The 25,221-nt window shown below is 69.9% G+C and carries 26 protein-coding genes; 18 read left to right on the plus strand and 8 right to left on the minus strand.

The window, feature by feature from the left end; all coding sequences use genetic code 11:
• Positions 1–62: 62 nt before the first annotated feature.
• The 4 genes from ACIPK3_RS22205 (at position 63) to ACIPK3_RS22220 (ending at position 4,106) form a co-directional block, all read left to right on the plus strand.
• Complete coding sequence (locus ACIPK3_RS22205; protein ID WP_402572089.1) at positions 63–1,400, plus strand: peptidoglycan-binding protein; 1,338 nt, start codon at positions 63–65, stop codon at positions 1,398–1,400.
• Positions 1,397–2,176 (plus strand): ABC transporter ATP-binding protein, encoded by a 780-nt coding sequence (locus ACIPK3_RS22210; protein WP_402572091.1) that lies wholly within the window; start codon positions 1,397–1,399, stop codon positions 2,174–2,176. Before ACIPK3_RS22205 ends, ACIPK3_RS22210 begins: the two co-directional genes overlap by 4 nt.
• Positions 2,173–3,450, plus strand: coding sequence for an ABC transporter permease (locus ACIPK3_RS22215; RefSeq protein ID WP_402572093.1), 1,278 nt, complete (start codon positions 2,173–2,175; stop codon positions 3,448–3,450). The genes ACIPK3_RS22210 and ACIPK3_RS22215 overlap by 4 nt, the downstream gene beginning before the upstream one ends.
• Before the next feature lie 116 nt (positions 3,451–3,566).
• Positions 3,567–4,106 (plus strand): hypothetical protein, encoded by a 540-nt coding sequence (locus ACIPK3_RS22220; protein ID WP_402572095.1) that lies wholly within the window; start codon positions 3,567–3,569, stop codon positions 4,104–4,106.
• Positions 4,107–4,236: 130 nt separating this feature from the next.
• Here ACIPK3_RS22220 and ACIPK3_RS22225 read toward each other — a convergent pair whose 3' ends face one another.
• Positions 4,237–5,505 carry a right-handed parallel beta-helix repeat-containing protein gene (locus tag ACIPK3_RS22225; protein WP_402572097.1) on the minus strand — a complete coding sequence of 423 codons (1,269 nt, stop codon included), beginning with the start codon at positions 5,503–5,505 and terminating at the stop codon, positions 4,237–4,239.
• Between the two features lie 409 nt (positions 5,506–5,914).
• On the opposite strand from ACIPK3_RS22225, the gene ACIPK3_RS22230 reads away from it, so the two are divergent.
• On the plus strand, positions 5,915–7,507 hold the full coding sequence (locus tag ACIPK3_RS22230) for an alpha/beta hydrolase (RefSeq protein ID WP_402572099.1): 1,593 nt from the start codon (positions 5,915–5,917) through the stop codon (positions 7,505–7,507).
• Between the two features lie 100 nt (positions 7,508–7,607).
• On the opposite strand, the gene ACIPK3_RS22235 is transcribed toward ACIPK3_RS22230, so the two are convergent.
• Positions 7,608–8,144 (minus strand): hypothetical protein, encoded by a 537-nt coding sequence (locus ACIPK3_RS22235; protein ID WP_402572100.1) that lies wholly within the window; start codon positions 8,142–8,144, stop codon positions 7,608–7,610.
• A gap of 152 nt (positions 8,145–8,296) precedes the next feature.
• On the opposite strand from ACIPK3_RS22235, the gene ACIPK3_RS22240 reads away from it, so the two are divergent.
• The 5 genes from ACIPK3_RS22240 (at position 8,297) to ACIPK3_RS22260 (ending at position 12,455) form a co-directional block, all read left to right on the plus strand.
• The gene (locus ACIPK3_RS22240) at positions 8,297–9,469 is read left to right on the plus strand and encodes a sensor histidine kinase (RefSeq protein WP_402572102.1); all 1,173 of its coding nucleotides are present in this window, start codon (positions 8,297–8,299) and stop codon (positions 9,467–9,469) included.
• Positions 9,466–10,116: a response regulator gene (locus ACIPK3_RS22245; protein ID WP_402572104.1), complete on the plus strand. Its 651-nt coding sequence runs from the start codon at positions 9,466–9,468 to the stop codon at positions 10,114–10,116. The genes ACIPK3_RS22240 and ACIPK3_RS22245 overlap by 4 nt, the downstream gene beginning before the upstream one ends.
• A gap of 364 nt (positions 10,117–10,480) precedes the next feature.
• A complete protein-coding gene (locus ACIPK3_RS22250; RefSeq protein WP_402572106.1) occupies positions 10,481–11,707 on the plus strand; it encodes an acyl-CoA dehydrogenase family protein in 1,227 nt (408 codons plus the stop codon).
• Between the two features lie 5 nt (positions 11,708–11,712).
• The gene (locus tag ACIPK3_RS22255) at positions 11,713–11,949 is read left to right on the plus strand and encodes a CoA transferase (RefSeq protein WP_402572108.1); all 237 of its coding nucleotides are present in this window, start codon (positions 11,713–11,715) and stop codon (positions 11,947–11,949) included.
• A 95-nt stretch (positions 11,950–12,044) separates the two neighbouring features.
• Positions 12,045–12,455, plus strand: a complete 411-nt coding sequence (locus ACIPK3_RS22260; RefSeq protein WP_402572319.1) for a CoA transferase — start codon at positions 12,045–12,047, stop codon at positions 12,453–12,455.
• 71 nt (positions 12,456–12,526) lie between these two features.
• Here the strand turns inward: ACIPK3_RS22260 and ACIPK3_RS22265 are convergent, their stop codons facing one another.
• A complete protein-coding gene (locus ACIPK3_RS22265; protein ID WP_402572110.1) occupies positions 12,527–12,934 on the minus strand; it encodes a RidA family protein in 408 nt (135 codons plus the stop codon).
• Between the two features lie 145 nt (positions 12,935–13,079).
• Here ACIPK3_RS22265 and ACIPK3_RS22270 point away from each other — a divergent pair, with 145 nt between their 5' ends.
• Both ACIPK3_RS22270 and ACIPK3_RS22275 read left to right on the plus strand, forming a co-directional pair.
• On the plus strand, positions 13,080–13,460 hold the full coding sequence (locus ACIPK3_RS22270) for a winged helix-turn-helix transcriptional regulator (protein WP_402572111.1): 381 nt from the start codon (positions 13,080–13,082) through the stop codon (positions 13,458–13,460).
• Positions 13,461–14,066: 606 nt separating this feature from the next.
• The gene (locus ACIPK3_RS22275) at positions 14,067–14,672 is read left to right on the plus strand and encodes a TetR/AcrR family transcriptional regulator (protein WP_402572113.1); all 606 of its coding nucleotides are present in this window, start codon (positions 14,067–14,069) and stop codon (positions 14,670–14,672) included.
• Between the two features lie 90 nt (positions 14,673–14,762).
• Here ACIPK3_RS22275 and ACIPK3_RS22280 read toward each other — a convergent pair whose 3' ends face one another.
• A complete protein-coding gene (locus ACIPK3_RS22280; protein ID WP_402572115.1) occupies positions 14,763–15,128 on the minus strand; it encodes a darcynin family protein in 366 nt (121 codons plus the stop codon).
• 72 nt (positions 15,129–15,200) lie between these two features.
• Positions 15,201–16,094 (minus strand): NAD(P)H-binding protein, encoded by an 894-nt coding sequence (locus ACIPK3_RS22285; protein ID WP_402572117.1) that lies wholly within the window; start codon positions 16,092–16,094, stop codon positions 15,201–15,203.
• 104 nt (positions 16,095–16,198) lie between these two features.
• Here ACIPK3_RS22285 and ACIPK3_RS22290 point away from each other — a divergent pair, with 104 nt between their 5' ends.
• Positions 16,199–17,152 (plus strand): LysR family transcriptional regulator, encoded by a 954-nt coding sequence (locus ACIPK3_RS22290; protein ID WP_402572119.1) that lies wholly within the window; start codon positions 16,199–16,201, stop codon positions 17,150–17,152.
• Positions 17,153–17,348: 196 nt separating this feature from the next.
• Here ACIPK3_RS22290 and ACIPK3_RS22295 read toward each other — a convergent pair whose 3' ends face one another.
• Positions 17,349–18,086, minus strand: a complete 738-nt coding sequence (locus ACIPK3_RS22295) for a DUF4232 domain-containing protein (protein ID WP_402572121.1) — start codon at positions 18,084–18,086, stop codon at positions 17,349–17,351.
• Positions 18,087–18,625: 539 nt separating this feature from the next.
• On the opposite strand from ACIPK3_RS22295, the gene ACIPK3_RS22300 reads away from it, so the two are divergent.
• From ACIPK3_RS22300 to ACIPK3_RS22310, 3 genes are read left to right on the plus strand one after another with little or no spacing between them, the layout of a single operon-like run.
• Positions 18,626–20,380 carry a diacylglycerol kinase family protein gene (locus tag ACIPK3_RS22300; RefSeq protein WP_402572123.1) on the plus strand — a complete coding sequence of 585 codons (1,755 nt, stop codon included), beginning with the start codon at positions 18,626–18,628 and terminating at the stop codon, positions 20,378–20,380.
• Positions 20,381–21,334, plus strand: a complete 954-nt coding sequence (locus tag ACIPK3_RS22305; protein ID WP_402572125.1) for a YihY/virulence factor BrkB family protein — start codon at positions 20,381–20,383, stop codon at positions 21,332–21,334.
• Positions 21,335–22,207, plus strand: coding sequence for a phosphatase PAP2 family protein (locus ACIPK3_RS22310; protein ID WP_402572126.1), 873 nt, complete (start codon positions 21,335–21,337; stop codon positions 22,205–22,207).
• A 39-nt stretch (positions 22,208–22,246) separates the two neighbouring features.
• Here ACIPK3_RS22310 and ACIPK3_RS22315 read toward each other — a convergent pair whose 3' ends face one another.
• Entirely contained in the window at positions 22,247–22,717 is a 471-nt protein-coding gene (locus tag ACIPK3_RS22315) for a MarR family winged helix-turn-helix transcriptional regulator (RefSeq protein WP_402572128.1), read from the minus strand.
• 192 nt (positions 22,718–22,909) lie between these two features.
• Between ACIPK3_RS22315 and ACIPK3_RS22320 the strand changes: the two genes are divergently transcribed.
• A complete protein-coding gene (locus ACIPK3_RS22320) occupies positions 22,910–23,875 on the plus strand; it encodes an alpha/beta hydrolase (RefSeq protein ID WP_402572130.1) in 966 nt (321 codons plus the stop codon).
• Positions 23,876–23,954: 79 nt separating this feature from the next.
• Here ACIPK3_RS22320 and ACIPK3_RS22325 read toward each other — a convergent pair whose 3' ends face one another.
• Positions 23,955–24,590 (minus strand): TetR/AcrR family transcriptional regulator, encoded by a 636-nt coding sequence (locus tag ACIPK3_RS22325; protein ID WP_402572132.1) that lies wholly within the window; start codon positions 24,588–24,590, stop codon positions 23,955–23,957.
• 102 nt (positions 24,591–24,692) lie between these two features.
• Here ACIPK3_RS22325 and ACIPK3_RS22330 point away from each other — a divergent pair, with 102 nt between their 5' ends.
• Positions 24,693–25,151 (plus strand): cupin domain-containing protein, encoded by a 459-nt coding sequence (locus ACIPK3_RS22330; protein ID WP_402572134.1) that lies wholly within the window; start codon positions 24,693–24,695, stop codon positions 25,149–25,151.
• The last annotated feature ends 70 nt before the right edge of the window (positions 25,152–25,221 follow it).

Below are 25,221 nucleotides of genomic sequence, written 5' to 3' on the forward strand. Positions count from 1 at the left end.
GTCGGCATCCGTCCCGGCAGCGCGGCACTGTTCCCGAGCCTGCCCGCCCCAGGGTGCGCACGGTGAGCCGACGACGGAAGACCGGTGCCGCGAGCGGCATGGACGACGACGCCACCGTTCCCCTCCAGGTGGTCGTCGCACCGCGAAAGGGTCGTGTCCGCATCGCCGCCGCGGTGCTCGCGGTGGGGCTGGCCGGGACCGGAGCCGCGGTGCTCGTGCCCTGGGGACAGGGCGGCACCACCACGGCGGCCAAGCCCGATCCGCAGGCGGGCACGGCCAAGGTCGAACGGAAGAACCTGTCCGACAGCCGATCCCTGGACGGCACCCTCGGCTACGCCAAGCCGCAGACCGTCAAGGGATACGGGACCGGCATCGTGACCTGGCTGGCTCCCACCGGGACCACCGTGACCAGGGGCAAGGAGCTGTACCGCGTCGACGACCGCAGAGTGCCGCTCCTGTACGGCGCGGTGCCGCTGTACCGGCGCCTCGAAGGGCAGAACCTGGTCGGGCGGGACGTGCGGGTGGTCGTCGACAACCTGCGGGCCCTGGGATACGACGTCGGAGTCCAGCCGTCGCCGGGACGCGTCGTCAACACGATCACCCCGGCGGCCCAGGAGGAGACGGCAGCGGCAGGGAAGAACACGGCACCGGCCGGCGGCCCTTCGGGCTCTCCCGCCGGTGCGGCGGCCGACGGCAGGAGCCAGTCCCCCTCGGCTTCCCGGACGGCGGGCGGCGGGTCGGCCGGCAGCGGCACCGTGATCACCCGGACGACGGTCGGCTCCGGCGACGGCGTCCTCACGTCCGCCCTGGTGAACGCGATCAAACGCTGGCAGACACACCTCGGGGTGCCGGTCACCGGTGTGCTCGGCCCCGGTGACGTGGTGGTCCTCAGCGGGGCGGTCCGGGTGGACAGTGCCAGTGCGCAGGTGGGCGACGACGTGGCGGCGCCGCTGCTGAAGGTGACCTCCACCGACAAGGCCGTGAACGTCTCGGTGGACGCCACCGACGTGGGCAACATCCAGCGCGGTGACGCGGTGACCGTATGGCTTCCCGACGGCACTCCGGTCCCCGCCAGGGTGGCCGGTGTCGGCAAGGACGCCGAGGCGCCCGAGGGCTCGGCGGGACAGGCAAAGGTGACCGTGACGGTTGCCTTCACCGACCCGGGCAAGGTGCGGAAGCTCGACTCGGCGCCGGTCCGGGTGGCGTTCGTGTCCGAGACCCGGCGCGACGTGCTCGTGGTCCCGGTGACCGCGCTGCTCGCGCTCCGCGAGGGCGGTTACGGGGTGCAGACTCCCGAGGGGCGGACCGTCGCGGTGAAGACGGGCCTGATCGCCAAGGGGATGGTCGAGATCTCCGGAGCCGGGATCGCCGAAGGCACGAAGGTGGTGACGTCCTCGTGACGGACGTACTCACCCCGGTGCTGTCGGTCCGCGATGCCGCGGTCCGCTACCCCGGCGGGGTCAGTGCGCTGGCCGGGGTCTCGCTGGACATCCATGACGGCGAGTTCCTGGCCATCGTCGGCCCGTCGGGCTCGGGCAAGTCCACCCTTCTGAACATCATGGGCACCCTCGACCGGCCGACCGGCGGCACCGTCGTGATCGGCGGCCACGACGTCACCAGTCTGTCGGACCGTCAGCTGTCGTCGCTGCGGGGACGCTGGCTCGGGTTCGTCTTCCAGCAGTTTCATCTGTCGGAGGGCCTGACCGCCACCGAGAACGTGACCACCGGTCTGCTCTACGCCGGCGTGCCGAAAAGGCAACGCCGCCCGCTCGCGCTCACCGCGCTGGAGCGGGTCGGTCTGGCCCACCGGGCCGACCACCGGCCGCACGAGCTCTCCGGCGGTGAGCGGCAGCGGGTGGCCATCGCGCGCGCCCTCGTCCACGAACCGACGCTGGTACTCGCCGACGAGCCGACCGGCGCTCTGGACACCGCGAACGGAATCGCCGTACTGAACCTGCTCACCCAGCTCAACCACGAAGGGACCACCATCGCGCTCATCACCCACGACCGGGACATCGCCGCGCAACTGCCACGGCGGGTGGAGATCCAGGACGGCCGTATCGTCAACGACACCGCTGCCGCCACCGGTCTCCCGCCGAGCAGCGGCACGCCTGCCGGGGTCTCCTCCACCGGGGTTTCCGGCACCAGGGCTTCGGGCACCGGAGGCACCCGGTGAAGCCGGCGAAATGGCACCCCGGCGCACGGAACACGACGGACGGCGCGAGCCGCCGGACCTCGTACGGCCCCCTGCACCGACCCGTCCGACTTTCGCCCGCCGACCTCCTGCGCCTGGGACTTACTGGCATCCGCACCCGCCGGATGCGGGCGGCGCTGTCCGCACTCGGCATCTCCATCGGTATCGCCACCATCATCATCGTCACCGGGATCCCGGCCTCCAGCCAGAAGGCCCTGGACGCGGAACTCACCGCGCTGGGCACCGACAGGCTGCAAGCGGTCGGACACACGTCGGGCCCGGATGACAAACCGGCTTCGTTCCCGCCCGAGTCGGTCGGCATGGCCGAACGCGTCGGTCCGGTGAAGGCCGTGTCCCCGGTCGCCAACACCCATGCCCGGGTGCGGCGTTCCGATCATCAGGACCCCATCGACGAGGCCGGGCTGACGGTGTTGGCGGCTCGACCGAACCTCCTCGGGCTGGTCAACGCCCGTGTCCGCTCGGGTCGTTACTTCTCCACGGCGACCGAGCGGCTCCCGACCACCGTGCTCGGCTCGGTCGCGGCGGCCCGGCTGGGCTTCAGCGATCTGCGCCCCGGAGAGCCGGCGCCCTTGGTACTGATCGGCAACCGGTGGTTCACCGTCATCGGCATCCTGCACGCCGTCCGTCTGTCCCCGGACCTCGACCGCTGCGTTCTGGTCGGCTGGGAGACCGCACACCGCAGCCTCGGCTTCGACCTGCGCCCCACCCAGCTGTTCCTGCGGGTGGACGAGGCAGCGATCGATGACGTCCGCGCGGTCCTGCCCGCCACCATCAACCCACAGTCCCCGAGCCAGGTGCTGATCAGCCGGCCGTCGGACGTCCTGGCCGCGAAACGCTCCACCGAGGCCACGTTCTCGTCCCTGTTCGTCGGACTGGCCGGGGTCGCACTCCTGGTCGGCGGTATCGGTGTGGCCAACACCATGGTGATCTCGGTGCTGGAACGCCGTCGCGAGATCGGGCTGCGTCGTGCGCTGGGCGCCCATCGGGGCCAGATCCGTGGCCAGTTCCTCACCGAATCGATCGCACTGTCCGGTCTCGGCGGCGTCGCCGGAATCGTCCTCGGCGTCCTCGGCACCCTGGGCTACGCGGGCTACAAGGACTGGCCGCCCGTCATCCCCGTACCCGCGGTGGCGGCCGGACTCGGCGGCGCGGTGGTCGTCGGTATCGTCGCCGGTGTCTACCCGGCCGTCCGCGCCTCCCGGCTCTCCCCCACCGCCGCCCTGGCCTCGGCATGACGCGGCGAACCCGCCGACCCGCGGCTCCTCACCCTCCCCTCCCGGCCCTGGAATTCCCGAGAAAGGCCCACTCCATGCGAAACACCGACACCTCTCGCCCATCGAGAGCCACGCAGGTGACGGCCGCCTGCGCCGCTCTCGCCGCGACCTTCCTCCTCGGAGCCTGCGGAGGATCCTCCGGCTCGTCGGCGAGCGAGGACGGGGGCAAGTCGGGAGTCGCCAGCGTGACCGGCGGCAAGGACGGGACCCAGGCGCCGCAGCAGTCGCAGGACGTGCGGCCCCTCATCAGGCCGGACACCTCCGACGAGGAGTCCTCCAGGGTGTTCTACCTCTACTACGAGTGCCTTCAGCGCAACGGCGTCAAGACGATCAAGCAGGGCGAAGTGCTCAAGCCCTTGGAGTCCTCCGGCCCGGTGTTCGAGAAGGCGCACAAGCAGTGCTGGCAGAAGGAACCCGAGTACCTCGCGGAGCGGGCCTCCCGGGAGGATCCGGAGTACCACGACAAGATGGACCGCTGGGTACGCTGCCTGAGCGAACACGGCGTCAGGGCGGTCGTCGGGGAGAAGGGCAACATCGTTCTCCCGGACAACCTTCCGCCCGAGCCGAAGGCGCAATGGATCGACAAGTGCGAGCTCCAGGCATTCGTCGCGAAGTGACAGCCGGCGGGCGGCCCACGGCCCACCGGCCCGCCGTCCCTTCCCGGGTGGCGGGCCGGCGGGTCTTGGGCCGCACCGGGCAATGAACCGCTCGCGTTCCGGGAGGCGGACCGGGACTGCGGATGTGGTGTCAGCCGATGCAGCCTGTGGGGATGACGGGGCTGAGGAGGCAGTTGGTGGGGGTGTTGCCGGTGATGGTGGATCCCGTGACGGACGTGAACTGGATGTCGGTCCAGATGCCGCCGGGGGCGGGGGCGGGGGGCGCGGTGTTGTTGTCGACGTGGGAGCCCGTCAGGGACACGCTGGTGCCGGTGTTGTAGATGCCGGCGGCGTAGGAGCCGGTGCCGGTGACCTTGTTGTTGTCGACGAGGGTGTTGTTCTGGATGGTCATGCCCGCGCCGCCGGCGTAGATGCCGCCGCCCACGGCGTACTGACCGGAGGCGAGGTTTCCGGTGAGGGTGACCCCGTCCAGGGTGAGCGAGCCTGAGTTGAGGTAGATCCCGGCGCCGGATGCGTTGGCCCCGATGGCCCGGTTGTTGGTGATCCGCGTACTCGTGATCACCACGGAGGTGCCGTCCGCCTCGATGCCCCCCGCCTGGCTGGCCGTACTGGCGGTGTTCGTGTTCCCGCTGATCACCGAGTTCTGGATGACCAGAAATCCGCCGGAGTAGATCGCGCCGCCGCCCGTGCCTCCCCGCGAGGTGTTGTCGGTCATGGTGGTGCGGGTGATGAACGCGTTGGCGTCCAGGTCCATTCCGCCGGTGACACCGCTGTTGTTCCTGACGACGGCGTCGCTGACGTTGAGCATTCCGGCACCGACGTCGTTGTTGATGCCTCCCCCGAATCGTGTCGCGCGGTTGCGGGAGACGGTCGTGCCGGCGATGTTGACGGCTCCCTCGGCGTCGATGCCTCCCCCGTCGAGGGTGGCTCTGTTGTCGCTGACAACGCCACCGCTGATGGTGGAGGTCCCCAGTGCGCCGGCGGCGACGCGGACGCCTCCGCCGTCCTGGTCGGAGGCGTTGCCCTGGAAGTTCACGTTGGTGGCGGTCAGTGGGCCGGCACCGCTGTTGACCAGCACACCGCCGCCGCCCGTCGCGTCGGCGTGGCCGTTCATGATGGTGAGGGTGTCCGCGGTCAGTGACGCGCCGGTGCCGACATCGAAGATCCGGAAGTCGGACGACGACGTGTCGCGCTTGATGGTCGCGTTGTTGCCCAGGATCACCAACGGCTGACTGAGCTGCGGCAGCGCACCGCCTCCGGCGTCGGTGAGAGTGTAGAGGCAGTACGGGATCAGCGACAGCGTATCGCCGCCGACCACCAAGTTGGAGTTGGCGATCGCCGCGCGCAGCGCCCCCTCGGTGCACGCCACTGGCGTCACCGCGTGCGCCGGAGTGGACATGACCCCGGCAAGCACCAATCCCGCCGCCAGACCCTGACTCACACTTCGCCGGCTCATACGCTGTCCTCCGCTGGCTCGCATCGAAACGCCCGGCCCAGAGGTCTGGACGGCAGCATCAAAGCTAGCCATTACATTTCGCCGTCAAAGCCGACATTCCGCTACGCGTGGCGCTGTCATACGGTCAGCCCTCCAGGCCAAGGTCGCCCGTCCCCCCGACAGTCCGACGGTGACCCAACCGAGCAAGACGGAGAAATCCGGGTCGAGGCTGTACGCCTTGTGGACATTTGTCATGGCGATTCCTCCTTCACCGGTCTGACGGGTTTTTAGACCTGCGGTGGACTCGCCCCAACAGGGCCTCACGAAAAGGTTGGTGTGTCCCGTTGACCCGGATTCAGGAGGACCCTTCCCCGTGCGCAGCAGACGCATTGCCGCTCTCCTCGCGGCCAGTGCCCTTGCCGGACTCGTCCCGGCCCTCACCCCGACCGCGGCCACCGCCGCGGAGAACCCTCTCCAGCAGTACCTCCAGCAGCGTCTGTCCTGGCAGCGCTGCGAGGCCGACAAGCCGGAGACCTTCCAGTGCGCCACGGTCAAGGTGCCGCTGGACTACAGCCGTCCCGACGGCAAGAAGATCGACATCGCGATATCCCGCATAAGGACAAGCAGCAGGAACGAACGCCACGGAGTGCTCCTGGCCAACCCGGGCGGCCCCGGCGCGGAGGGCCTCGGCATGCCGCTGACCCTGACCTCGGCACTGCCCGAGTCGACTGCGAAGAAGTACGACCTGGTCGGCTTCGACCCACGTGGCGTCGGCCGGAGCACCCCGCTGACCTGTGGTCTGACAGAGGAAGAACAGCGCTGGCAGCGGCCTTACAAGGAGGCGACGTTCACCAAGGACGTGAACTGGGCGCGGACTTTCGCCGAGAAGTGCGAGGCGAGGCAAGGGGACACGCTCCGCCACATCACGACCCGCAACACCGCGCGGGACATGGACGTCGTCCGGGCCGTGCTCGGCGAGAAGAAGATCTCCTATCTCGGGTACTCGTACGGCACCTATCTGGGCGCCGTCTACACGCAGATGTTTCCGAAGAACGCCGACCGGTTCGTCCTGGACAGCGCCGTCGACCCGGACCGCGCCTGGCGGGGCATGCTGCAGGTCTGGGCGGAAGGCGTCGAGCCCGCCTTCGTCAACTGGTCCGAGTGGACCGCCCGGCGCAACACCACGTACCAGCTGGGCGAAACCCCGGAAGCGGTCCGCAGGACCTTCTGGGACCTGGTCGCCCGGGCGGACCGCGAACCGATCGACGACGGCGCGCCGATGAACGGCGACGACATACGTCTCCAGATGCGCACGATCTTCTACAACCCGCCGTACGCCGCCGCGACGATCAAGGACCTGAAGATGGCAGCGGACGGTGAGACCTCGGGTGGTGGTCCCGTTGGGCTCAGGAATCCGCAGCGGCCCGCCCCGTCGGTCCTCCGTCGCGCCGCCGCCGTACCGTCGGACAACCACGAGGCGAGCTTCTGGTCCGTCTTCTGCGCCGACAGCCGCTCCTGGCCGCGCGACCCCGAGCAGTACCGTCGGGACGCGATCCGGGACAAGGCGGCCTATCCCCTGTACGGAGACTTCGCGTCGAGCGTCAAACCGTGCGCGTTCTGGAACAAGCAGGGCAGCGAACCCACCACGAAGATAGACAACAAGGTCGGCGTGCTCATCCTGCAGAACGAGTGGGACTCGCAGACCCCGCTGGCGTCCGGACAGGGCCTGCACCGGGCCATGAAGGGCTCGCGGATGGTCAAGGTCGCCGGAGGCATCGGGCACGGCATCTACGGCACCGACTCGTGCGCCAACAGCACGGCGACCGCATACCTGACCAACGGCAAGCTCCCGGCGAAGGACCTCACCTGCCAGGCGCCCCCGCCGCCGGAAGGTGGTTCCGACGACCCGGTGGAGCCGACACCTCAGGCGGTCCCGGGAATTCCGGGCATCACCAGCATGTTCTGAACGGGTCCCGGACGACATGACCGGATGACATGAGATGACACGCGGAGCTTCCGCGGACCGCTGGGGCCTGCCGTCTGCGGCTTGATCCAAACGACAGGCCCTAAGCCGACTTCCGCTTGGGAAACAGGGTGTAGGACGCGGCGATGATCACGTTGATGCCGATCAGCCACACCATCCTCATCTGCCATGCCCGCAGCGAGCCGGTCCCACCGTCGTCCCCCACGTACCAGACCGCGGCCTGGAGCAGGACGATGGCCACCACCGCGGCCAGGGTCCAGCGGCCCGCGACCTTCCATTCATGAACGGACCGAGCCGTACCGTACTTCGGCGGCTTCACCGGCGGTGGCCCACCGGCGAACCGGTGCGCGATCCGGGCGTCGGCCCATTTGATCGTGGAGTGTCCGAGGCCCACCGTGAATCCGATGTAGACGGCCGCGAGGCCGTGCCGCCAGTCGGGCTCGGCTCCGTTCCTCAGGTCGACGGCGGTGACGACGAACAGCACCAGTTCCAGAAGCGGCTCGCACAGCAGCAGGGCCAGCCCGGTGCGCGGCATCTTCAGGAGGTAACGGAAAGCCAGTCCGGCCGCCAACAGCACCCAGAACGCCACCTCGCAGGCAATGATCAATCCGACGATCACGGTTCTCTCCCTTCGCTCTGCCGTCCAGCCTCCCTCGGGCCGGCGCCCGGATCGTCGTCACCGCGGGCGACCTCGCCGTACGCGAAAGTCGCAGTCCAGGACCGTTCCCGGGTAGCAGACACAGCGGCCGCGGGCCGTGTTTGGATTGAGCCATGTCCCACGTCATGTCCCGACCGCACCGCGACGACTGGCGCATGGCCGTGGGCGGACTGGCCGGCGGTGTGCTGCTGTGGGCACTGGGCATCCACCCACGCCTGGCCACGGACAGCCTCGTGCTGTGGCACGCGCCCTGGGCCCCCCTGGTGCCGCTCATGGTGACCGCCGCCTGCGAGCCGCTGCGCCGCGTCCGGCCCCGCCTCGGTCTGCTGATCGGCACCGCCGCGCTGACCCTGGACACGGTGACCCTGGGCAGCCTGGTGACCGTTGTGCTGTACACCGATCTGGTGTACGCGGCCGTGCTGTACGGCAGCCCCGCCGCCGCCCGCCGCATCCCCTGGGTCACCGGCATGCTGACGGTCGTCTGCGGCGTCGTACCCGCCGCCCTCTGGCGCGACCCGCAGGGCCTGCTGATCGGAGTGGGCGTGGGTGTGGTCGCCTACGCACCCGCGTCCACCGGCTGGGTGGTGCGCAACCACCGCGACGCGGCCGAAGCCGCCCGGCTGCGCGCCGAACAGACGGCGCTGCTGGCCGAGATGGACCGCGCTCAGGCGGTCACCACGGAACGAGCCCGGTTCGCCCGTGAGTTGCACGACATGGTCGCCAACCACCTTTCCGCCATCGCCATTCATTCCACCGCCGCGCTCTCCCTGGACGACCCGAAGACCTCACAGAACGCGCTGGTCGTCATCCGGGAGAACAGCGTCGAAGGTCTGGCCGAGATGCGCCGCCTGATCGGGTTCCTGAGGGACAGCTCCGGTGACCACGAGCCCGCCCCCTCCCCCACCCTCGACGGTCTGGGTGCCCTGGTGGACGGCGCCCGCGCCAACGGCCTGGACGTCACTCTCGACTCCGGCCATGACGCCGTTCCCGCGCCGGTCGAACTGGCCGCCTACCGGATCGTGCAGGAGTCGCTGACCAACGCCCTGAAACACGCGGCGCCGGGGCCGGTGCACGTCGGCCTCAGCGAGCGGAGCGGCATCCTGCACGTGCGGGTGAGCAGCCCCTACCGGGCCGGTGACATCCCCCGCGCCCCGGGCTCCGGGTCCGGTCTGCCCGGGATGCGTGAGCGGGCGGCGCTGCTCGGCGGCAGCTTCGAGGCGGGCTCCGCAGACGGGCGCTGGACCGTCCGCGCCGCTCTTCCACTCAGCGAAGGAGACCCCTCATGAACCGCGCGATCCGCGTCCTCGTCGCGGAGGACCAGGCCGCCGTCCGGGCCGGGCTGGTCCTCATCCTGGGCAGCACGTCCGACATCGAGGTGGTCGGGGAGGCCGCGGACGGCCTGACGGCGGTGGAACTGGCCCGCGAGCTACGGCCCGACCTGGTGCTGATGGACGTACAGATGCCGCGGCTGGACGGCGTGTCGGCGACCCGGCAGATCGTCGCCGCGGAGAGCGCGGACGTGCTGGTGCTGACCACCTTCGACCTCGACGAATACGTGTTCGGGGCGCTGCGGGCCGGTGCCGCCGGGTTCCTGCTGAAGAACACCGAGGCGAGGGATCTGCTCCAGGCGGTGCGCACAGTGGCGCGCGGAGAGGGCATCGTCGCTCCGACGGTCACCCGCCGGCTGATCGCCGAGTTCGCCGCGACGCCGGTGCGTGAGCCGACCGCCGGACCCGCCGCGCTGGAGACGTTGACCCCGCGCGAACGCGAGGTGTTGTCGTGCGTAGGCGAGGGGCTGTCGAACGCCGAGATCGCGCGCCGCTTGGAGATGGCGGAGGGCACGGTGAAGACACACGTCAGCCGGCTGCTGGCCAAGCTGGAGCTGCGCAGCCGGGTGCAAGCAGCGGTGCTGGCACAGGAGTTGGGATTCTAGGCCGCGCTTTTTGAAGCTGCCCTGTTCGTTGCCCCGCGCCGTGATGACACCGGGGTGGGACGAGGGGGTCTTCCTGACGAGCAGTGGACGGTGTTCGAGCCGATGCTGTGGCTCCCACCGGGGGTCGCCCTGCCGGGGCTCGACATCGCCTCCGTGGCCGGCGGCTTCGGGTGCCGTGCAGTCACCGGTGGCACCCGCGGGGTTGACAACGGCGCCCCTGCGCGGCGTGGGTCCGGGGGACCGGCCCCGGATCTGCCTTTAATCGCGCCAGAGAACCGACCAGCGAACCGAAACATCAGGCGTGGAGAGCGTGAACGGGCGCGGATCTCCAGGTCATGCCCCACGGCGTTCGAGGGAGACTTCAATGAGCGGCGCAACCACCTCGCCGACACCGTCCGGTCCCTACCTGGGCGAAGGGCTGCTGCCCGCCGACTTCTACACCTTCGAGGAAATGCTGTCGGACAGCGAGCGGGAGAAGTTGGCGGCCGTCCGCGAGTTCCTCCGCACGCAGGCCGCTCCGATCGTCGATGACTACTGGGCCCGTGCCGAATTTCCCTTTCAGCTGGTGGAGGCGTTCGGGAGACTCGGGCTAGCGAACTGGGCGGACCCGGACTCCGCGGAATCCAAGCCGAGCAACCTCTTCTCCGGCTTCCTCGCGTTGGAGTTCGCACACGCGGACGCGTCCTTGGCGACGTTCGCCGGCGTGCACACCGGTCTGGCCATGGGCTCGATCCTCGCCTGTGGCTCCGAGGAGCAGCAGCGGCGATGGCTGCCGGCGATGAGCCGCTACGAGAAGATCGGCGCCTTCGCGCTGACCGAGCCGCACGGTGGCTCCGACGTGGCCGGCGGGCTGCGCACGAGCGCGCGCCGCGACGGCGACGGCTGGGTCCTCGACGGGGCCAAGCGGTGGATCGGCAACGCGACCTTCGCCGACCTGGTCGTCGTCTGGGCGCGTGACGTCGAGACGAACCACGTGCTGGGCTTCGTCGTCGAGAAGGACACCCCCGGGTTCACGGCAACCAAGATCGAGAACAAGATGGCGCTGCGGATCGTGCAGAACGCCGACATCGTGCTCGACGGCTGCCGCGTACCGGAGGCCAACCGGCTGCAGAACGCGAACTCGTTCAAGGACACCGCCAACATCCTGCGCCAGACGCGCAGTGGCGTGGCGTGGCAGGCGGTGGGCGTGATGTTCGGCGCCTACGAGATCGCGTTGCAGTACGCGAAGGAACGCGAGCAGTTCGGGCGCCCGATCGGCGGTTTCCAGCTGGTCCAGGATCTGCTGGTGAAGATGTTGGGCAATGCCACCGCATCGTGCGGGATGGTGACTCGCCAGGCCCAGTTGCAGGACGCCGGGATCTACCGCGACGAGCAGTCCGCCCTGGCGAAGGCCTACTGCACCGTGCGGATGCGCGAGAACGTGGGGTGGGCCCGGGAGTTGTTGGCCGGCAACGGCATCGTCCTCGACTACAAGGTGGGCCGCTTCGTCGCCGACGCCGAGGCCCTCTACTCGTACGAGGGCACACGGGAGATCCAGACCCTGATCGTCGGACGCGCCGTCACCGGCGGCCTGAGCGCTTTCGTGAGGTGAACACGATGACTGTCGAATCCGTCTTCACCGGGCTGAAGGTCCTCGACGCGTCCTCCTCCATCGCGGGACCGGCCGCCGCCACCGTGCTCTCCGACTTCGGAGCGGACGTCATCAAGATCGAGCCGCCAGGGATGGGCGACCCGCAACGACGGTTGAGTTCCGTACCGCGCTCGTGGCCGGTGCGCTCGCCGGCGGCACGCCGTTCGAGCTGCACGACCGGAAGGCGCTGGCGAACCCGCTGATCAACCCCTACCGGGCCGCGGACGACGAGTGGTTCATGCTGGTCGCCTCACCCTCGCACTGAGCGGGGCTGACACAGGCCATCGGGCACCCGGAGCTGCTCGAGGACTCCCGTTTCGCCGACGCCGAGGGCTTTGTGAGGAACGCGCTCGCGGAGCTGCTCGACGCCGAGTTCCGCTCGCGCCCCTTCGCTCACTGGAAGGACGCCCTGGGCCGGGAGCGTGTCACCTACAGCCTCATCCAGACGCCGGAGGAGGCCGCACAGGACCCGCAACTGCGCGCGAACGACATCGTGGTGCCGCTGGAAGGAGTCGGCGGCCTCAAGGAAACGATCAGCAGTCCGGTCAATCTCCGAGGCGTACCGAAGGTCCCGGCCATGCGGGCGCCTGACCTGGGCGAGCACAACGACGAGACCCTCGCCCAGCTGAGATTCGACCCTGCTGAGATCGCAGAGCTGCGCGCCCAGGGAGCGATTCCTGGCCCGACGGGCACGGAGGCGCCGCGATGAGCACCGCGTCCGGGACATCCGGCACTCGGTTGTCTCGAATAGCGGGGCGCCCGCGACGCCCCGCACAGGCCTCAGTCGAGGACCGCGGTGACTTCGACCTCGACCAGGTGCTCGGGTACGTCGAGTGCCGCGACGCCCAGCAGCGAGGCGGGAGGTGACGCGGTGATCCCCAGCTTCGCGGCCGCCCGACCGATCCCCTCCATGAGCAGGGGCATCTTGTCGGGGGTCCAGTCGACGACGTAGACGGTCAGCTTCGCCACGTCGTCGAAGGAGGCACCGACCTCGGCCAGGGCGGTGTCGACGTTGCGGTAGCACTGCTCGACCTGGGTGGCGAGGTCGCCTTCGCCGACCGTGACGCCGTCGGCGCCCCAGGCGACCTGGCCGGCGATGAAGACCTGCTTCGATCCGGTCGCGATCGACACCTGCCGGTAGGCGTCGATCTCCGGCAGTCCGCTGGGGTTCACGAGGGTGATGGCCATGTTTCCCGCCTCCATTGCTGTGAGAGCCCGTGAGCTCGCTTTCCTCGAGCCACGACTCGTTCACACTCTCTTGTGGTTACTCGGGAACCGTAGGAGAGTGGCCGCTGACATGGAAGAACGCACTTTTGAGTAACTGAGGAACCTGATGGTGACCAAGCAGTTCAAGGGTTCGCCCGAGGAAGCAGACCTGCGGCGCGCGGACTCCCTGGCGCGGGAGATCTTCTCGGACGTCGCCAACAAATGGGCGCTCCTCATCATCGAGGCCCTGGGGGAACACACGCTGCGCTTCGGCGAGCTGCGAAACGAGATCGAGGGCATCAGCCACAAGATGCTCACCCAGAACCTGCGCATGCTGGAGCGCAACGGCCTGGTCGAGCGGACGATGCACCCCGTCGTGCCGCCACGCGTCGAGTACACCCTCACCGAGCCGGGCCAGGCCCTGCGGGTGACGATCGACGGACTGTGCGACTGGACCCACAGGTATCTCGGCCACATCGATGCCTCACGCCACCGTTTCGACGCCTGACGGGTGGACCACTCGCATGTGATGCCGTGGGACAAGGACACGCGCAGCGGCCTTGCTGTCGCGCTAGAGGGCGACTGCCCGGCGGGGAGCGTCTCGGGGGCGCGGTAGAAGCGGGGCGGGTCGTGCGAGCCCGGTGAGGATTCCACCCTTGCCCTGTACGGCCGCCTCCGCCGTGGTCCAGTCGCTGGTGCGGGAGGGTCGGGCCTCGCTCGGCCATTACGGCCAAGGGCCGGGTCCGGGGGCGGCCGGGACGACTTCGCCGCTCGGGCCCAAATGATCACCAGCCGGAAATCCTGCCCGGGGGGGCGCCATGCGGTCCTGATCGGCGGCTCCCGATCGCGAGCCCACCCGCGCAGGGACAGCCCGCCGCCCTGCCGGGGCACCGGCGACTGGACGCGGTACCAGCTACCCGGGCTTCGGACTCGCGAAAGCGGACCGGCGGTCCGTATTCTTCGTCCATCCGGACCGTCAGTCCGTTTCCATTCGGGTGCTCCGTCACGAGGAACCGAGTTATCCAGAGTTCGCGCTTCTCGTGACCAGTCGCCGTGCCCGATGGGTCGGGATCCTTTTCGGGAGCTGGGACAGGCCGAACACCAAGGAGGACCTGTGGCCCAGCGCACGGAGCGTGCGGACGCCGTGCGCAACCGAGAAGCCGTCCTGGCTGCCGCAGACGCCCTCTTCGCCGCCAGCAGCAGCCCCCACAGCGTGTCGATGGACAACATCGCCGCGGCCGCGGGCGTGGGCAAGGGCACCCTCTTCCGCCGCTTCGGCGACCGGGCCGGCCTCATCGGCGCCGTGATCACCTCCCGCCTCGAACCCTTGCAGCAAGCCGCGCGGGAGGCACGGGACTCAGCCGGGTCCTCGCCGCGACAGCGGGTGCTGGACCTCCTCGACGCTGCGCTCCGCTTCAAGATGGAGAACCGGAACCTCATGTCGGCCGCGGAGGACGCCGGGCTCAGCAGCCCCTACCAAGCCGAGCACTACGGCTGGTGGCACGAGACCCTCCGTGCCGCACTGGATCAGGCGCCAGAGGTCCGGGCCCCGGACTTCACCGCCCACGCCCTGCTGGCCGCCATCCGCGCCGATCTCGTCGCGCACCTCATCGACGATCAGGAGATGACGCCCGAAGACCTGCGGTCGTCACTCGCAGCCCACGTCGACAACGTCTTCGGCAACAGCTCCGATCCACGCGGCACACCCAAGAAGCCATGAGAAACGCGGGGTCGCCGTCCGATGGTCCGATGCCCTCCGGCCGGTTGCGGACGGAGGGCATCGGAACGGTCGCGCCAGGTGGGCGGTGTGTCAGGTGGTGATGGTGGCGACGGGTTCGAGGCCGTAGGTGCGGGCGTAGCCGTTCTCGGTGCCGACCAGGAGGTCGACGACCTCGAAGTAGCGGTCCCAGAACGGGGTTTCGCGCAGTGCGTCGATGAGGAGCCGGTAGGCCTGGTGGTCCTCCGCCTCCCACATCCAGACGTCGGTGACGCGCGCGGAGTAGAACTCCGTGTCGTAGAAGCGTGACCGCACGCCGCTGGTCCCGGCCTTGATCGCGGGCAGGACATGGGTGGTGAAGGCGTCCACACGTTCCTGGACGGTCAGGGCGAGCCACTCGGGTGTGGTCTTGACGAGCATGAACGCCGTGACCGGCGGTTCGGTTTCCTCAGCGGACATCGGGGCGCCTCCCAAGGCGTAGGTGGTCTCGGTGCGCTGGGCACCATGAGTTCCGGCGACGGGTGGTGGGCGTCAGGAGAGGACGGCGGGCTTCAGGGTCTGGGCGCACCACTGCTCGAACCCGGTGGGTGAGGCGGTGTCCCGGGTGCGGGCGACGTCGGCGTCGAGGCCCTCGTCCTTGGCTCGCTTCATGTCGGCGACGCCCTGGGCGAATGCCTCGTTGAGGCCGTAGCCGAGGAGGGTGGTGTACAGCTCGTCGAGCGGCTGGCGTTCGTAGCGGACGGGGCGGCCGAGCTGTGCGGTCATGATGCGGGCCCGGTCGTTGGGGGACAGGTCCTCCGGCCCGAGGACCGGGACGCTGTCGGTGCCGGTCCAGGAGCGGTCCAGCAGCAGGTCGGCGGCGGCGGCCGCGATGTCGGCGACAGCGACGAGGGGGGCCTTGCGGTCGGCGTCGACGGTGTCGACGAAGACGCCCTTGTCACGGATCGAGTCGGCCTCCTCCAGGAGGTTCTCGAAGAAGGACGGGCAGGCCAGCGCCCGGTAGGCGACACCGGTACCGGCGATGAGGTCGTCCATGGCGAGGGAGGCGGTGACCAGGCCGGCGCGGTCGGCGAGCGGGGTGCCGCGGCCGAGCGCCGAGACCCCGACGACATGGCCGACACCGTGGGCGGCGAGCGCCTTCACGGCGGGGCGGGTGAACCCGCTGTAGGCGTCGTACGGAGTCAGGGAGGCGTCCGGCGGGACGAGCCAGAAGACGGCGTCCGCACCCTCGAAGGCCCTGTCGAGGACCTCGGCGTCCCCATGTGATCCGGTGACCACCTCGACGCGTCCGCGCGCCGTGTCCGGAAGCCGGGCAGGGTCGCGCACGATCACGCGCAGTTCCTCACCCGCGGCGGGGGCGAACTCCAGGAGCCTGGAAAGCAGGTGACGGCCGATGTTCCCGGTGGGAGCAGTAATAACGATCATGAAAACCTCGTAGGTCGTGCCGGTTCGGTACGACCCCCATCCTGCGAAGGACAGCAGTGTTGCCACAATGGGAACTTCAGCACGGAATCATTGACTGAAATGGAATGATGCTGGTGAACAGCCCCGATCCGGTCATCGACGCGAATCTCGCCATCGCGCTGGACGCCCTCCTGGCCGAGAACAGCGTCACCCGGGCCGCCGCCCGCCTGCACACCTCGCCCGCCGCGATGAGCCGCACCCTCGCCCGCCTCCGTCGCATCCTCCAGGACCCTCTGCTGGTCCGGGCCGGACAGGCCATGGTCCCCACCCCGCTCGCCCAGTCCCTGCGCGACGAAGCCGCCGCGGTGGTACGCAGCCTCGGAGCACTGCTCAGCCCGGGTACCGGCGTCGACCCCGCCGGCCTGCGCAGCACCTTCACCCTCCAGACCGCCGACCTGGTCGGCGCGGCACTGGCTCCCGGACTGCTGCAACTCGCTCAGCAGGAAGCACCGGGGGTCTCGTTCCGGATCCGGGCCGAGGAACTGGAGGCCGGATCCGCCCTGCGCGACGGACGGATCGACCTGGAGGTCGGATCCATCGACCACGCGGACCCCGAAACCCACGTCGAAGAACTGGTCAGCCTCCGCATGATGGCGGCGGTGCGGCCCGGACACCCCCTCACCGAAGGACCACTGACCCCGGCCCGGCTCGCCTCGGCCCAGCACGTCGCGGTGAGCCGTCGCGGCCGGTTCAGCGGCCCCCTCGACGCCGCCCTCGCCGAGGAGAACCTCCACCGGCGGGTCAGCGTCGTCGTCCCCGGCCACCTGGCCGCAATGGCCCTCGCCACCCGCAGCGACGTCGTCTGCCTCGTACCCGCCGCGCTCCCCGGCGCCGCCCCCTCACCCCTCACCGACGACGCCGTCGCTCTCGGACTGCGCCTCCTCGACATCCCCCTGGCACTGCCACCACTGACCATCGGCATGGCCTGGCACCCCCGGCACACAGCCGACGGAGCCCACCACTGGCTCCGCAACGCCGTCCGCCGCACCCTCAGCGCACCCGCACGCCCCACCACATGATCCGAGCGAGGCGCTGACGCCGACGGGTTCTGGGCAGCAGCAGACCACCACGCTCAGCCATGGTGCGCCAGGCGAGGCGGACGCCCTGGCCACGGCCCGGCCGCCTGGTCATCCCGGCACCCACGACCTCTGGCCCCACCACTCGCATGGTGAGGCCAGAGTCCGAGGCCTTCGTCTTTCTTCCCAAGCGTGTGGGTCAGCCGCCCTGGCCGGCGCTTCCGATGGGGCCGACCTTCACCGGGGAGCCGGTGCCGTCCGTGGCGGGCAGCGTGCCGGCGCCCGGCCAGTTGAGGGTGACCGTCTTCGTCTCGTTTGGCGGGGTCACCAGCAGACCTGTGACACGGACACCGGAGCCACCCGACTTGTTGATCGGGTAGTTGATGCCGAAGGCCACCGACTTCCCGCTCTTGAGGATCATCGAACCGGCCTTCTCACCGGTGCGCTTCGCGGACAGGGGTCCCGCGTTGGTCTTCAGGTCGACGCCCGCGTATCCGGACATCGCACAGTCCCGGCCGCTGATGTTCTTGAACTCGACGGCGACGGTGCCGTTGGGGTCGCCGGAGATGGTGCTGTCGATCGCCGTGATCTTCAGGTCGTCGGTACGGCACTTGCCGCCCTTGCCGCCCTTGCCGCTCTGGGAGGAGCCGGACCCGGCGGCCGTGCCCTGCCCGCCGGCGCTTTTCCCGCCCGTGCCCTGTCCGCCGGAGTTCCCGCCGGAGGTTCCAACGGAATCCGTCCCGGCGGTGTCCTTCCCGCCGCTCTGACTGCCGCCCGTGGTCGACGAGCCGGAGGAGTCGGCGGCCGTGCCGGCCGAAGGGGCGGACGAAGATCCCTTCGTGGCACCGGAGTCCGAGTCCTGACACGCCGTCATCAGCATGGCGCCGCCGACGAGGGCTGCGGAGACGAGGAATGCCTTGCGACGGTTGCCGGACATGAAAGACCCCTTGGTTTCCGGTGGTTGGAGACGAAGAGATTTCGACTCCTCGGTACTTGCTCGATATCTATGAAGGTGCCGCGGACCAAGGGGTTACCGGCGTCGTCGTTCCACGACACCGCCGTCACAGACCGGTGACATGATCACGACGCCAAGAGAGGCGGCACGGAGGCACCTCGCCTCGCAGTGAACAGTCCCGGACGTCGGCCTACCGCCGGCTCTACCCGCTGCTGTCCCTGCTCCACCCGCTGCTGTGACGCCTCGCACCCCGGTACGTCACGACCACCGAGAACATCGGCCTCGCCATGCTCACTGTCGCCAACCAGGCCGGCGCGGGTCAGCGGATCCTGCACAGCCCCGACCTCAACCAGCTCGCACTGCAGGGCAGTTGACCCCCGGCACGTCCCCGGCACGTCCCCGGCACATCCGCCGTACGGAACCTGGCAGGTCTGCACCGTCGCCTGCGGGGCAGACGGCGTTCGACGGGGAGGAGAACCCCGGTACAACGCCGCCGCGAGGCGCTGACCCTGGGAGTCCCGATGCCGACCGCCGTGCCGGAATCAGTCGCCATACCACGCGGTGAACGCGCCGACGCCCGGCGAGGAGGCGGCTCACTCGCGCGCCCCCGCGGTCTGGGGCGCACCGCCGCCCGGATCGCCTCCCTGACGGTCTGCCAGGCCGCGTTCATGGTGGGCGTCGGACTGCTGATCACCGGTCCCGCCCAGCACGTATGGCCGTTGACGGTGGAGGACAAGGTCAACGAGGGCCTCGAAAGGATCCGCACCGGCCCACTCACCGCCCTGTCCAACGTGGGATCGGAGGCCGGCAACACCCTCACGATCATCGCTCTGACCCTGTTGGTCTGCCTGAGCCTCGTGCTGATCCCCCGGCTGCGGATGTGGCGGCAGGCGGCTTTTCTGGCCCTCGCGGTCTCCCTCCAGGCGCTGGTGTTCCTCGGCATCACCACCGCGGTGGACCGCCATCGACCCGAGGTGCACCGGCTCGACGCCTCGCCGCCCACGTCCAGTTACACCTCGGGCCACACCGGCGCCGCCACCGCGCTCTATGCGGGACTCGCCGTCCTCGTCCTGTCCCGGACGCGCGGTCCCTGGCGCAAGGTCGTCGCGGCGCCGCTGCTGCTGCTCCCCCTCCTGGTGGCGCTCGCCCGCCTGTACCGCGGTATGCATCACCCCACCGACGTCCTCGGCGGACTCGTCAACGGCGGCCTCTCACTGCTGATCGTGGGCCGTGCCCTGCTCACCGAGAAGACCGTGACCGGGTCGCCGGCCGCGGACGGGCCGCCCGAGGGCTCCGCCGCGCGCACACCTCGCGAAGAGCGGGCCACGGACCGCACCGTCGTGATCCTCAATCCCGTGGCCGTCGACGAGGACGAGCGCGAGGCGTTGCGACAGGTACTCGACCGCCACGGCCACCACGCTCCGGAGTTCATCGAGACCACGGCGGACGATCCCGGCGCCGGGCAGACGGCCCGCGCCCTGCGCGACGGCGCGCGACTGGTTGTGATCTGCGGCGGCGACGGCACCGTACGAGCCGCCGCGGACGTGCTGGCGGACACCGGTGTCCCGCTCGCGATCGTGCCCAGCGGGACCGGCAATCTGCTCGCCCGCAACCTCGGGCTGCCGCTGTCGTCCACCGAGGCGCTCGACGCCGCACTGGGCGGCAGCCCTCGCCGTATCGACCTCGGCCGTATCGAAGGCGACGGGCTCGCCCCCACCCACTTCACTGCCATGGCCGGAGCCGGACTCGACGCGGTGATCATGGAGAACACCGGTGAGCGCGCCAAGTCCGCCCTCGGCTGGCCCGCCTATGTGCTCGCCGGACTGCGCACCCTCCGCACTCCCAGAACCCGTGTGACGATTCGCCTCGACGACCGGCCCGCCCTGCGTCGGACGGCGCGCATGGTGCTCATCGGCAACATCGGGACGGTCCAGGGCGGCATGACGCTCCTGCCGGCCGCGCGCCCCGACGACGCCGTCCTCGACCTGATGGTCCTCGACCCGCGCGGCTTCGGCGGTTGGGTCCGCGCCCTCGGTGCCGTACTGCGCGGACGCGGCGGGACACCACGGCCCGCGCGGGTCGGAACGCTCGACTCCGCCCGCGCCGACGAAACCGCGGTGCCGGTGGAGTTCTTCACCTTCCGGCGGGCCGACGTGGTGTTCGCCTCCCCGCAGTCCCGGGAGTTCGACGGGGACGCCGTGGCCCCCGGCCTGCGGATCACCGCCGAAGTCGTGCCCGCCGCACTGACTGTCATGCTGCCCGCCGAGGAGAAGTAGATGGGTACAGCCACGAAGGTTCCCGTCACCCGAGACATGTCGGGCGACGAACTGTCGGCGGACGAGGCCCTGGTCTCCCTGCGCCGCTACGGTCGCTGGCCCCTGCTGCGCGACTCGTTCGTCCGATTCCGCTACGCCGACGGCTTCAGCCACTCCCGCGCTCTCGCCCTGCAGACCGTGCTCGCGGTGATCCCGCTGGCCATCGCGTTCGTCGGCCTGTCCTCATCGCTGCACACCGAGAACATCGGCAGACTCGCCGAGTTGACGATCCACCGCATCTCCGAAGGCCCCAGCGCCGACGTCGTCGACGACGCGCTGGACGGCAGCCGCCGCAAGGCGGGCGACGGCGCGCAGGTGGCCCTCTGGTTGGGCCTCGTCTTCTCCCTGGTGAACGTCACCACCGCGATGTGCCAGATCGAACGCGGGGCCAACCGCATCTATGGCAACGAGCGGGACCGGCCCTTCTACCAGAAGTACTCGCGCGGCCTCGTGATGTCCCTCAGCGCCGGGCTGCCGCTCGGCCTCGGCTTCGTCGTCATGGTCGCCGGCGGAGACCTCGTCGCTGCGGCGGTCGAGGTCTACCACCTCGGCGACGGCGCCCGGACTGCGTGGGACATCCTGCGCTGGCCCTTCGGGATCCTCCTCGCGCTCATCTCGGCGAGCGCCATATTCCGACGCTCGCCGCGCCGCAAGCAGCCCGGGTACACATGGCTCGCCTTCGGGGCCGTCGTCTACCTCGTGCTGTGGACGCTGCTGACCTGGTTGCTGAGCCTCTACCTGGGCATCAGCGGATCGTTCGACACCGTTTACGGCCCGCTCAGCGCCTTCATGTCCCTGCTGCTGTGGGCCTATCTGACCTCCATCGCCCTGTTTCTCGGGCTGTCCTTCGCCGCACAGCTCGAAGCCTCGCGGGCGCTGCGGCCCGGCCCGATCGACAACGACCCGGGAGTGTGAATGCCGGTACGTGCCGCCGCCCGCCGCCTGAGGGAGAGCCGCCGCCGGGCCGCCGACCGCCGGTTCGGCGCGCGCCTGCTCGGCGCGGCCGCGGTGGCGGGGCTCGCCGCCGTGCCTTTCGCGCTGCTCCTCGTCCTCGTCGAGGGCCGGTGGCAGCCGTTGCGCAGCGTGGACTCGGGGGCCGCGCGGAGTTTGCACCAGACGGCCGTGGACCATCCGGGGTGGACCGCGACTCTGCGCTTTCTGTCCGGCTGGGTCTGGGACCCGGTCACGCTGCGGGTGGCCGTCGCGGCGGTCACCCTGTGGCTGCTGTACCGGCGCGCATGGCGGCTGGCCGCCTGGTCGGCGGTGACGGCGGTGGCCGGGGGCCTGATCGGCCTGTTCACCAAGGTGGTGGTCGAACGCGCAAGGCCCTCCCTGGAGGACCCGGTCGCCAGAGCGCCGGGGTTCTCGTTCCCGTCCGGGCACGCGATGACCGCCACGACCTCCTTCGCCATCCTGCTCCTGGTCCTGCTGCCGCTGGTCCCGCGAGGCCGACGGCCGATCTGCTGGTCGGTCGCGGTCGTCTCGGTGCTCGGCGTCGGCTTCACCCGGATCGCCCTCGGCGTGCACTGGTTCAGCGACGTGCTCGGCGGCTGGCTGCTGGGGCTGGCCGTCGTCGCCCTGACCACCTGGGCGTTCGAGGCGTGGCGGGCGGACAGCGGCCGCGGCCGCACCGGAGTGTGGGAAGGGCTGGAACCGGAACTCACCGAACCCCGTCCCGAGCCCCAGTCGCCGGGCACGGCCGAGGCGGCTGACCTCGGTGCCGATGCCGGAGGCGTGCGACATCACCCGACGGCCGGGACAGGAAAGAACAGTGACGGCCGCGTATGAAGGCCGCGCCCGATCCGCCGGGCCGGGTTCGGTCGGGGCTCAACCGCGGGTGACGTTCGCCGTGATCAGGCGGAGCAACCGCTTGGCCGTGGCGTCCTGCTCCGGGGTCAGGTTCAGTGCGTCGCCGATGGCGAGCGGGACGGTGCGGGCCCTGTCCCGGAGCCGAGTGCCCGCCTCGGTGAGGCGGATGGCGACGGAGCGCTCATCGTCCGCGCGGCGCTCGCGCAGGACCAGCCCGCCTGCCTCGAGTCGCTTGAGGAGGGGGGAGAGCGTGCTGGACTCCAACTGGAGGGCGGCCCCGAGCTCACCAACGGAGAGGGAGTCCTCCTCCCAGAGGGCGAGCATCACCAGGTACTGGGGATAGGTGAGTCCCAGCTCGTCCAGCAGGGGGCGATAACGCGCCGTGACCGCACGTGAGGCAGCGTAGAGGACGAAGCAGAGCTGGTCCTCCAGCGACAGGGAACCGTGTTCGGGCCGCTCGACCGCCTTCTCGGCCGCTGGCTTGTCCATGGACCGCACCCCTTGCTTCCTGCTTGCGAGCGTTCCGCCGCTTCGTCCACCTGCCGGATCATCCCTGGATGTCCGATCCTACCGTTCAAGACTTCACGATCAAATCGACGGCGATTAAGTTGTGCACGATTTAATTGGGTGCTACTTTCTGTCCCCAGGAAGAACCACCACACGCACTCCGAGGAACTCGACATGACGCAGAACATCACTCACCCGGTTCTTGAACCGGCCGCCGCCGCGTTCGCCGAGGCCACTGCCGAGCCGCCCTACCTGTTCCAGATCCCGCCGACCGAGGGCCGCGCCGCGGTCGACGAAGTGCAGTCCGGTGAGATCACCAAGCCGGAAGTGGACGAGGAGTGGGTGACCGTCCACGGCGGCCCCACCGGGGAGGTCCGCGCCCGGATCGTCCGCCCGGCCGGCGCCACCGGCACCCTGCCGGTCATCATCTACATCCACGGCGCGGGGTGGGTGTTCGGCAACGCCCACACCCACGACCGCCTGGTCCGCGAGCTTGCCGTCGGTACCCGCGCCGCCGTCGTCTTCCCCGAGTACGACCTCTCCCCGGAGCACCGCTACCCGATCGCCATCGAACAGAACTGGGCCGTCGCCCGATGGATCGTCACCGACGGCACCGCCAAGGGCCTCGACCCCACCCGGATCGCGGTGGCCGGTGACTCCGTCGGCGGCAACATGAGCGCCGCGCTCACTCTGATGGCCAAGGAGCGCGGCGGGCTGGACCTGCGGCAGCAGGTGCTCTTCTACCCGGTGACCGACGCCGCCTTCGACACCCCGTCCTACCACCAGTTCGCGGAGGGCTACTTCCTGCGCCGCGACGCCATGCAGTGGTTCTGGGACCAGTACACCACCGACGAGTCCGAGCGCGCCCTGATCACCGCCTCACCGCTGCGCGCCACCACCGAACAACTCACCGGCCTGCCCCCGGCACTGGTCATCACCGCCGAGGCCGACGTCCTGCGTGACGAGGGCGAGGCATACGCCAACAAACTGCGTTCCGCCGGAGTGCCCGTCACCGCCGTCCGCCACCAGGGCGTCATCCACGACTTCGTGATGCTCAACGCCCTGCGTGACACCCATGCGGCCGAGGCCGCGATCAACCAAGCCGTGGCCACCCTGCGCGCCGCCCTCGGCACCGCCTGACCCACCCCGACACCCCTCGCGTCACCGGCGCGAACGCGTCACGCCGCAGGCCGGCAGCCCGACTGCGCGGCATGGGGAGTCACACCGTTGAGGACCCTTGCTGGACGGCGGCCCGGGTGAGCGTCGTGGCGGTGTGCACCGCGCTGGCGATGGCGTCCTCGGGGTCGAGCCCACAGAGATCGGTCAGCGTGAAGAGCGCTTCCGCACTGATGACGATGGCGAGGTCTTGCTTGAGTTGAGCCAGGACGACCGAGTCGGCACCAAGGGCGTCAGACAGTGGGGCGAGTGCGTGGTCGATGAGGCCGATCCGCAGGGCCGGCCGTGCGGTGGCGGCCTCCGGGCGGGTGATGGTGGCCGCGATCATCGCGCGGGTGGCGCCCTGGTAGGCCAGCACCGTGCGCATCAACTGCTCGGTGGCAGCGGCGATGCGTTCGACGGGGTCACCGGAGCCGCGCACCGACGCGAGGGCCTCGGCCGGGGCGGGCCACTGCCCGGCCATCGCTTCCTGCAGCAGGGTGGCCAGGTCGGGAAAGTAGCGGTAGGCCGTCGCTTCGGACACCAGGGCGGCCTGCGCCACCTCGGGCATGGTGACCTCACGGCCGGTGCGCATCAATTCGGCGGCCGCCCCCAGAATCGCCGTCCGGGTGCGCAGCTTCTGATTCGTGCGACCCGGCGTGACCTGATGCCCCGTCGGCTCGCTCTTCCCCTTGTCCATACGCCAACGATAGCAAGTCCACTCTGGTAATGAGAGAGGACTTGCATGAAGGATGCGAGCCAACTACCTTCATGACAGTTAACTCTCATCAAGGAGTAGGCCATGAGTGATGTCTCCGTCGTCGGGCCCGAGGGCGGCGAGGTGATCGACCTCGGGACGGCCCGGATTCGGATCCTGGAGGACGGCTCCACGACCTCGCACCGCCTGGGAATCGCGGAGATCACCATCCCGCCGCACACCGAAGGCCCGCCCCAGCACCGGCACGCCCAGCACGACGAAGGCTTCCTGGTCGTCTCGGGCACCGCCCGCTTCACGGTCGGCACCACCGTCCACGTCGCGCCCGCCGGAACGCTGGTCATGGTCCCTCCCGGCGCCCCGCACACATTCGCCAACCCGGGCGACGAACCCCTGGTCATGATCAACACATTCACGCCCGACCTGTATGTGCAGTACTTCCGGGACCTGCGCTCCATGATCAGCGAAGGCCGGAGCATGACTCCGGAAGCCGTCGCCGAGGTGATGAGCCGCTACGCCACCACTGCCGACACCGGCATCGACTGAACCGAGAGGCTGCCCGCGGTCGCCCGCTGGGTCGGATCACCGCGGACGACGAACGCGCCGCGGGGACAAC

Source organism: Streptomyces sp. NPDC086787 (assembly GCF_044745865.1).
In the GTDB taxonomy this organism is placed as follows: domain Bacteria; phylum Actinomycetota; class Actinomycetes; order Streptomycetales; family Streptomycetaceae; genus Streptomyces.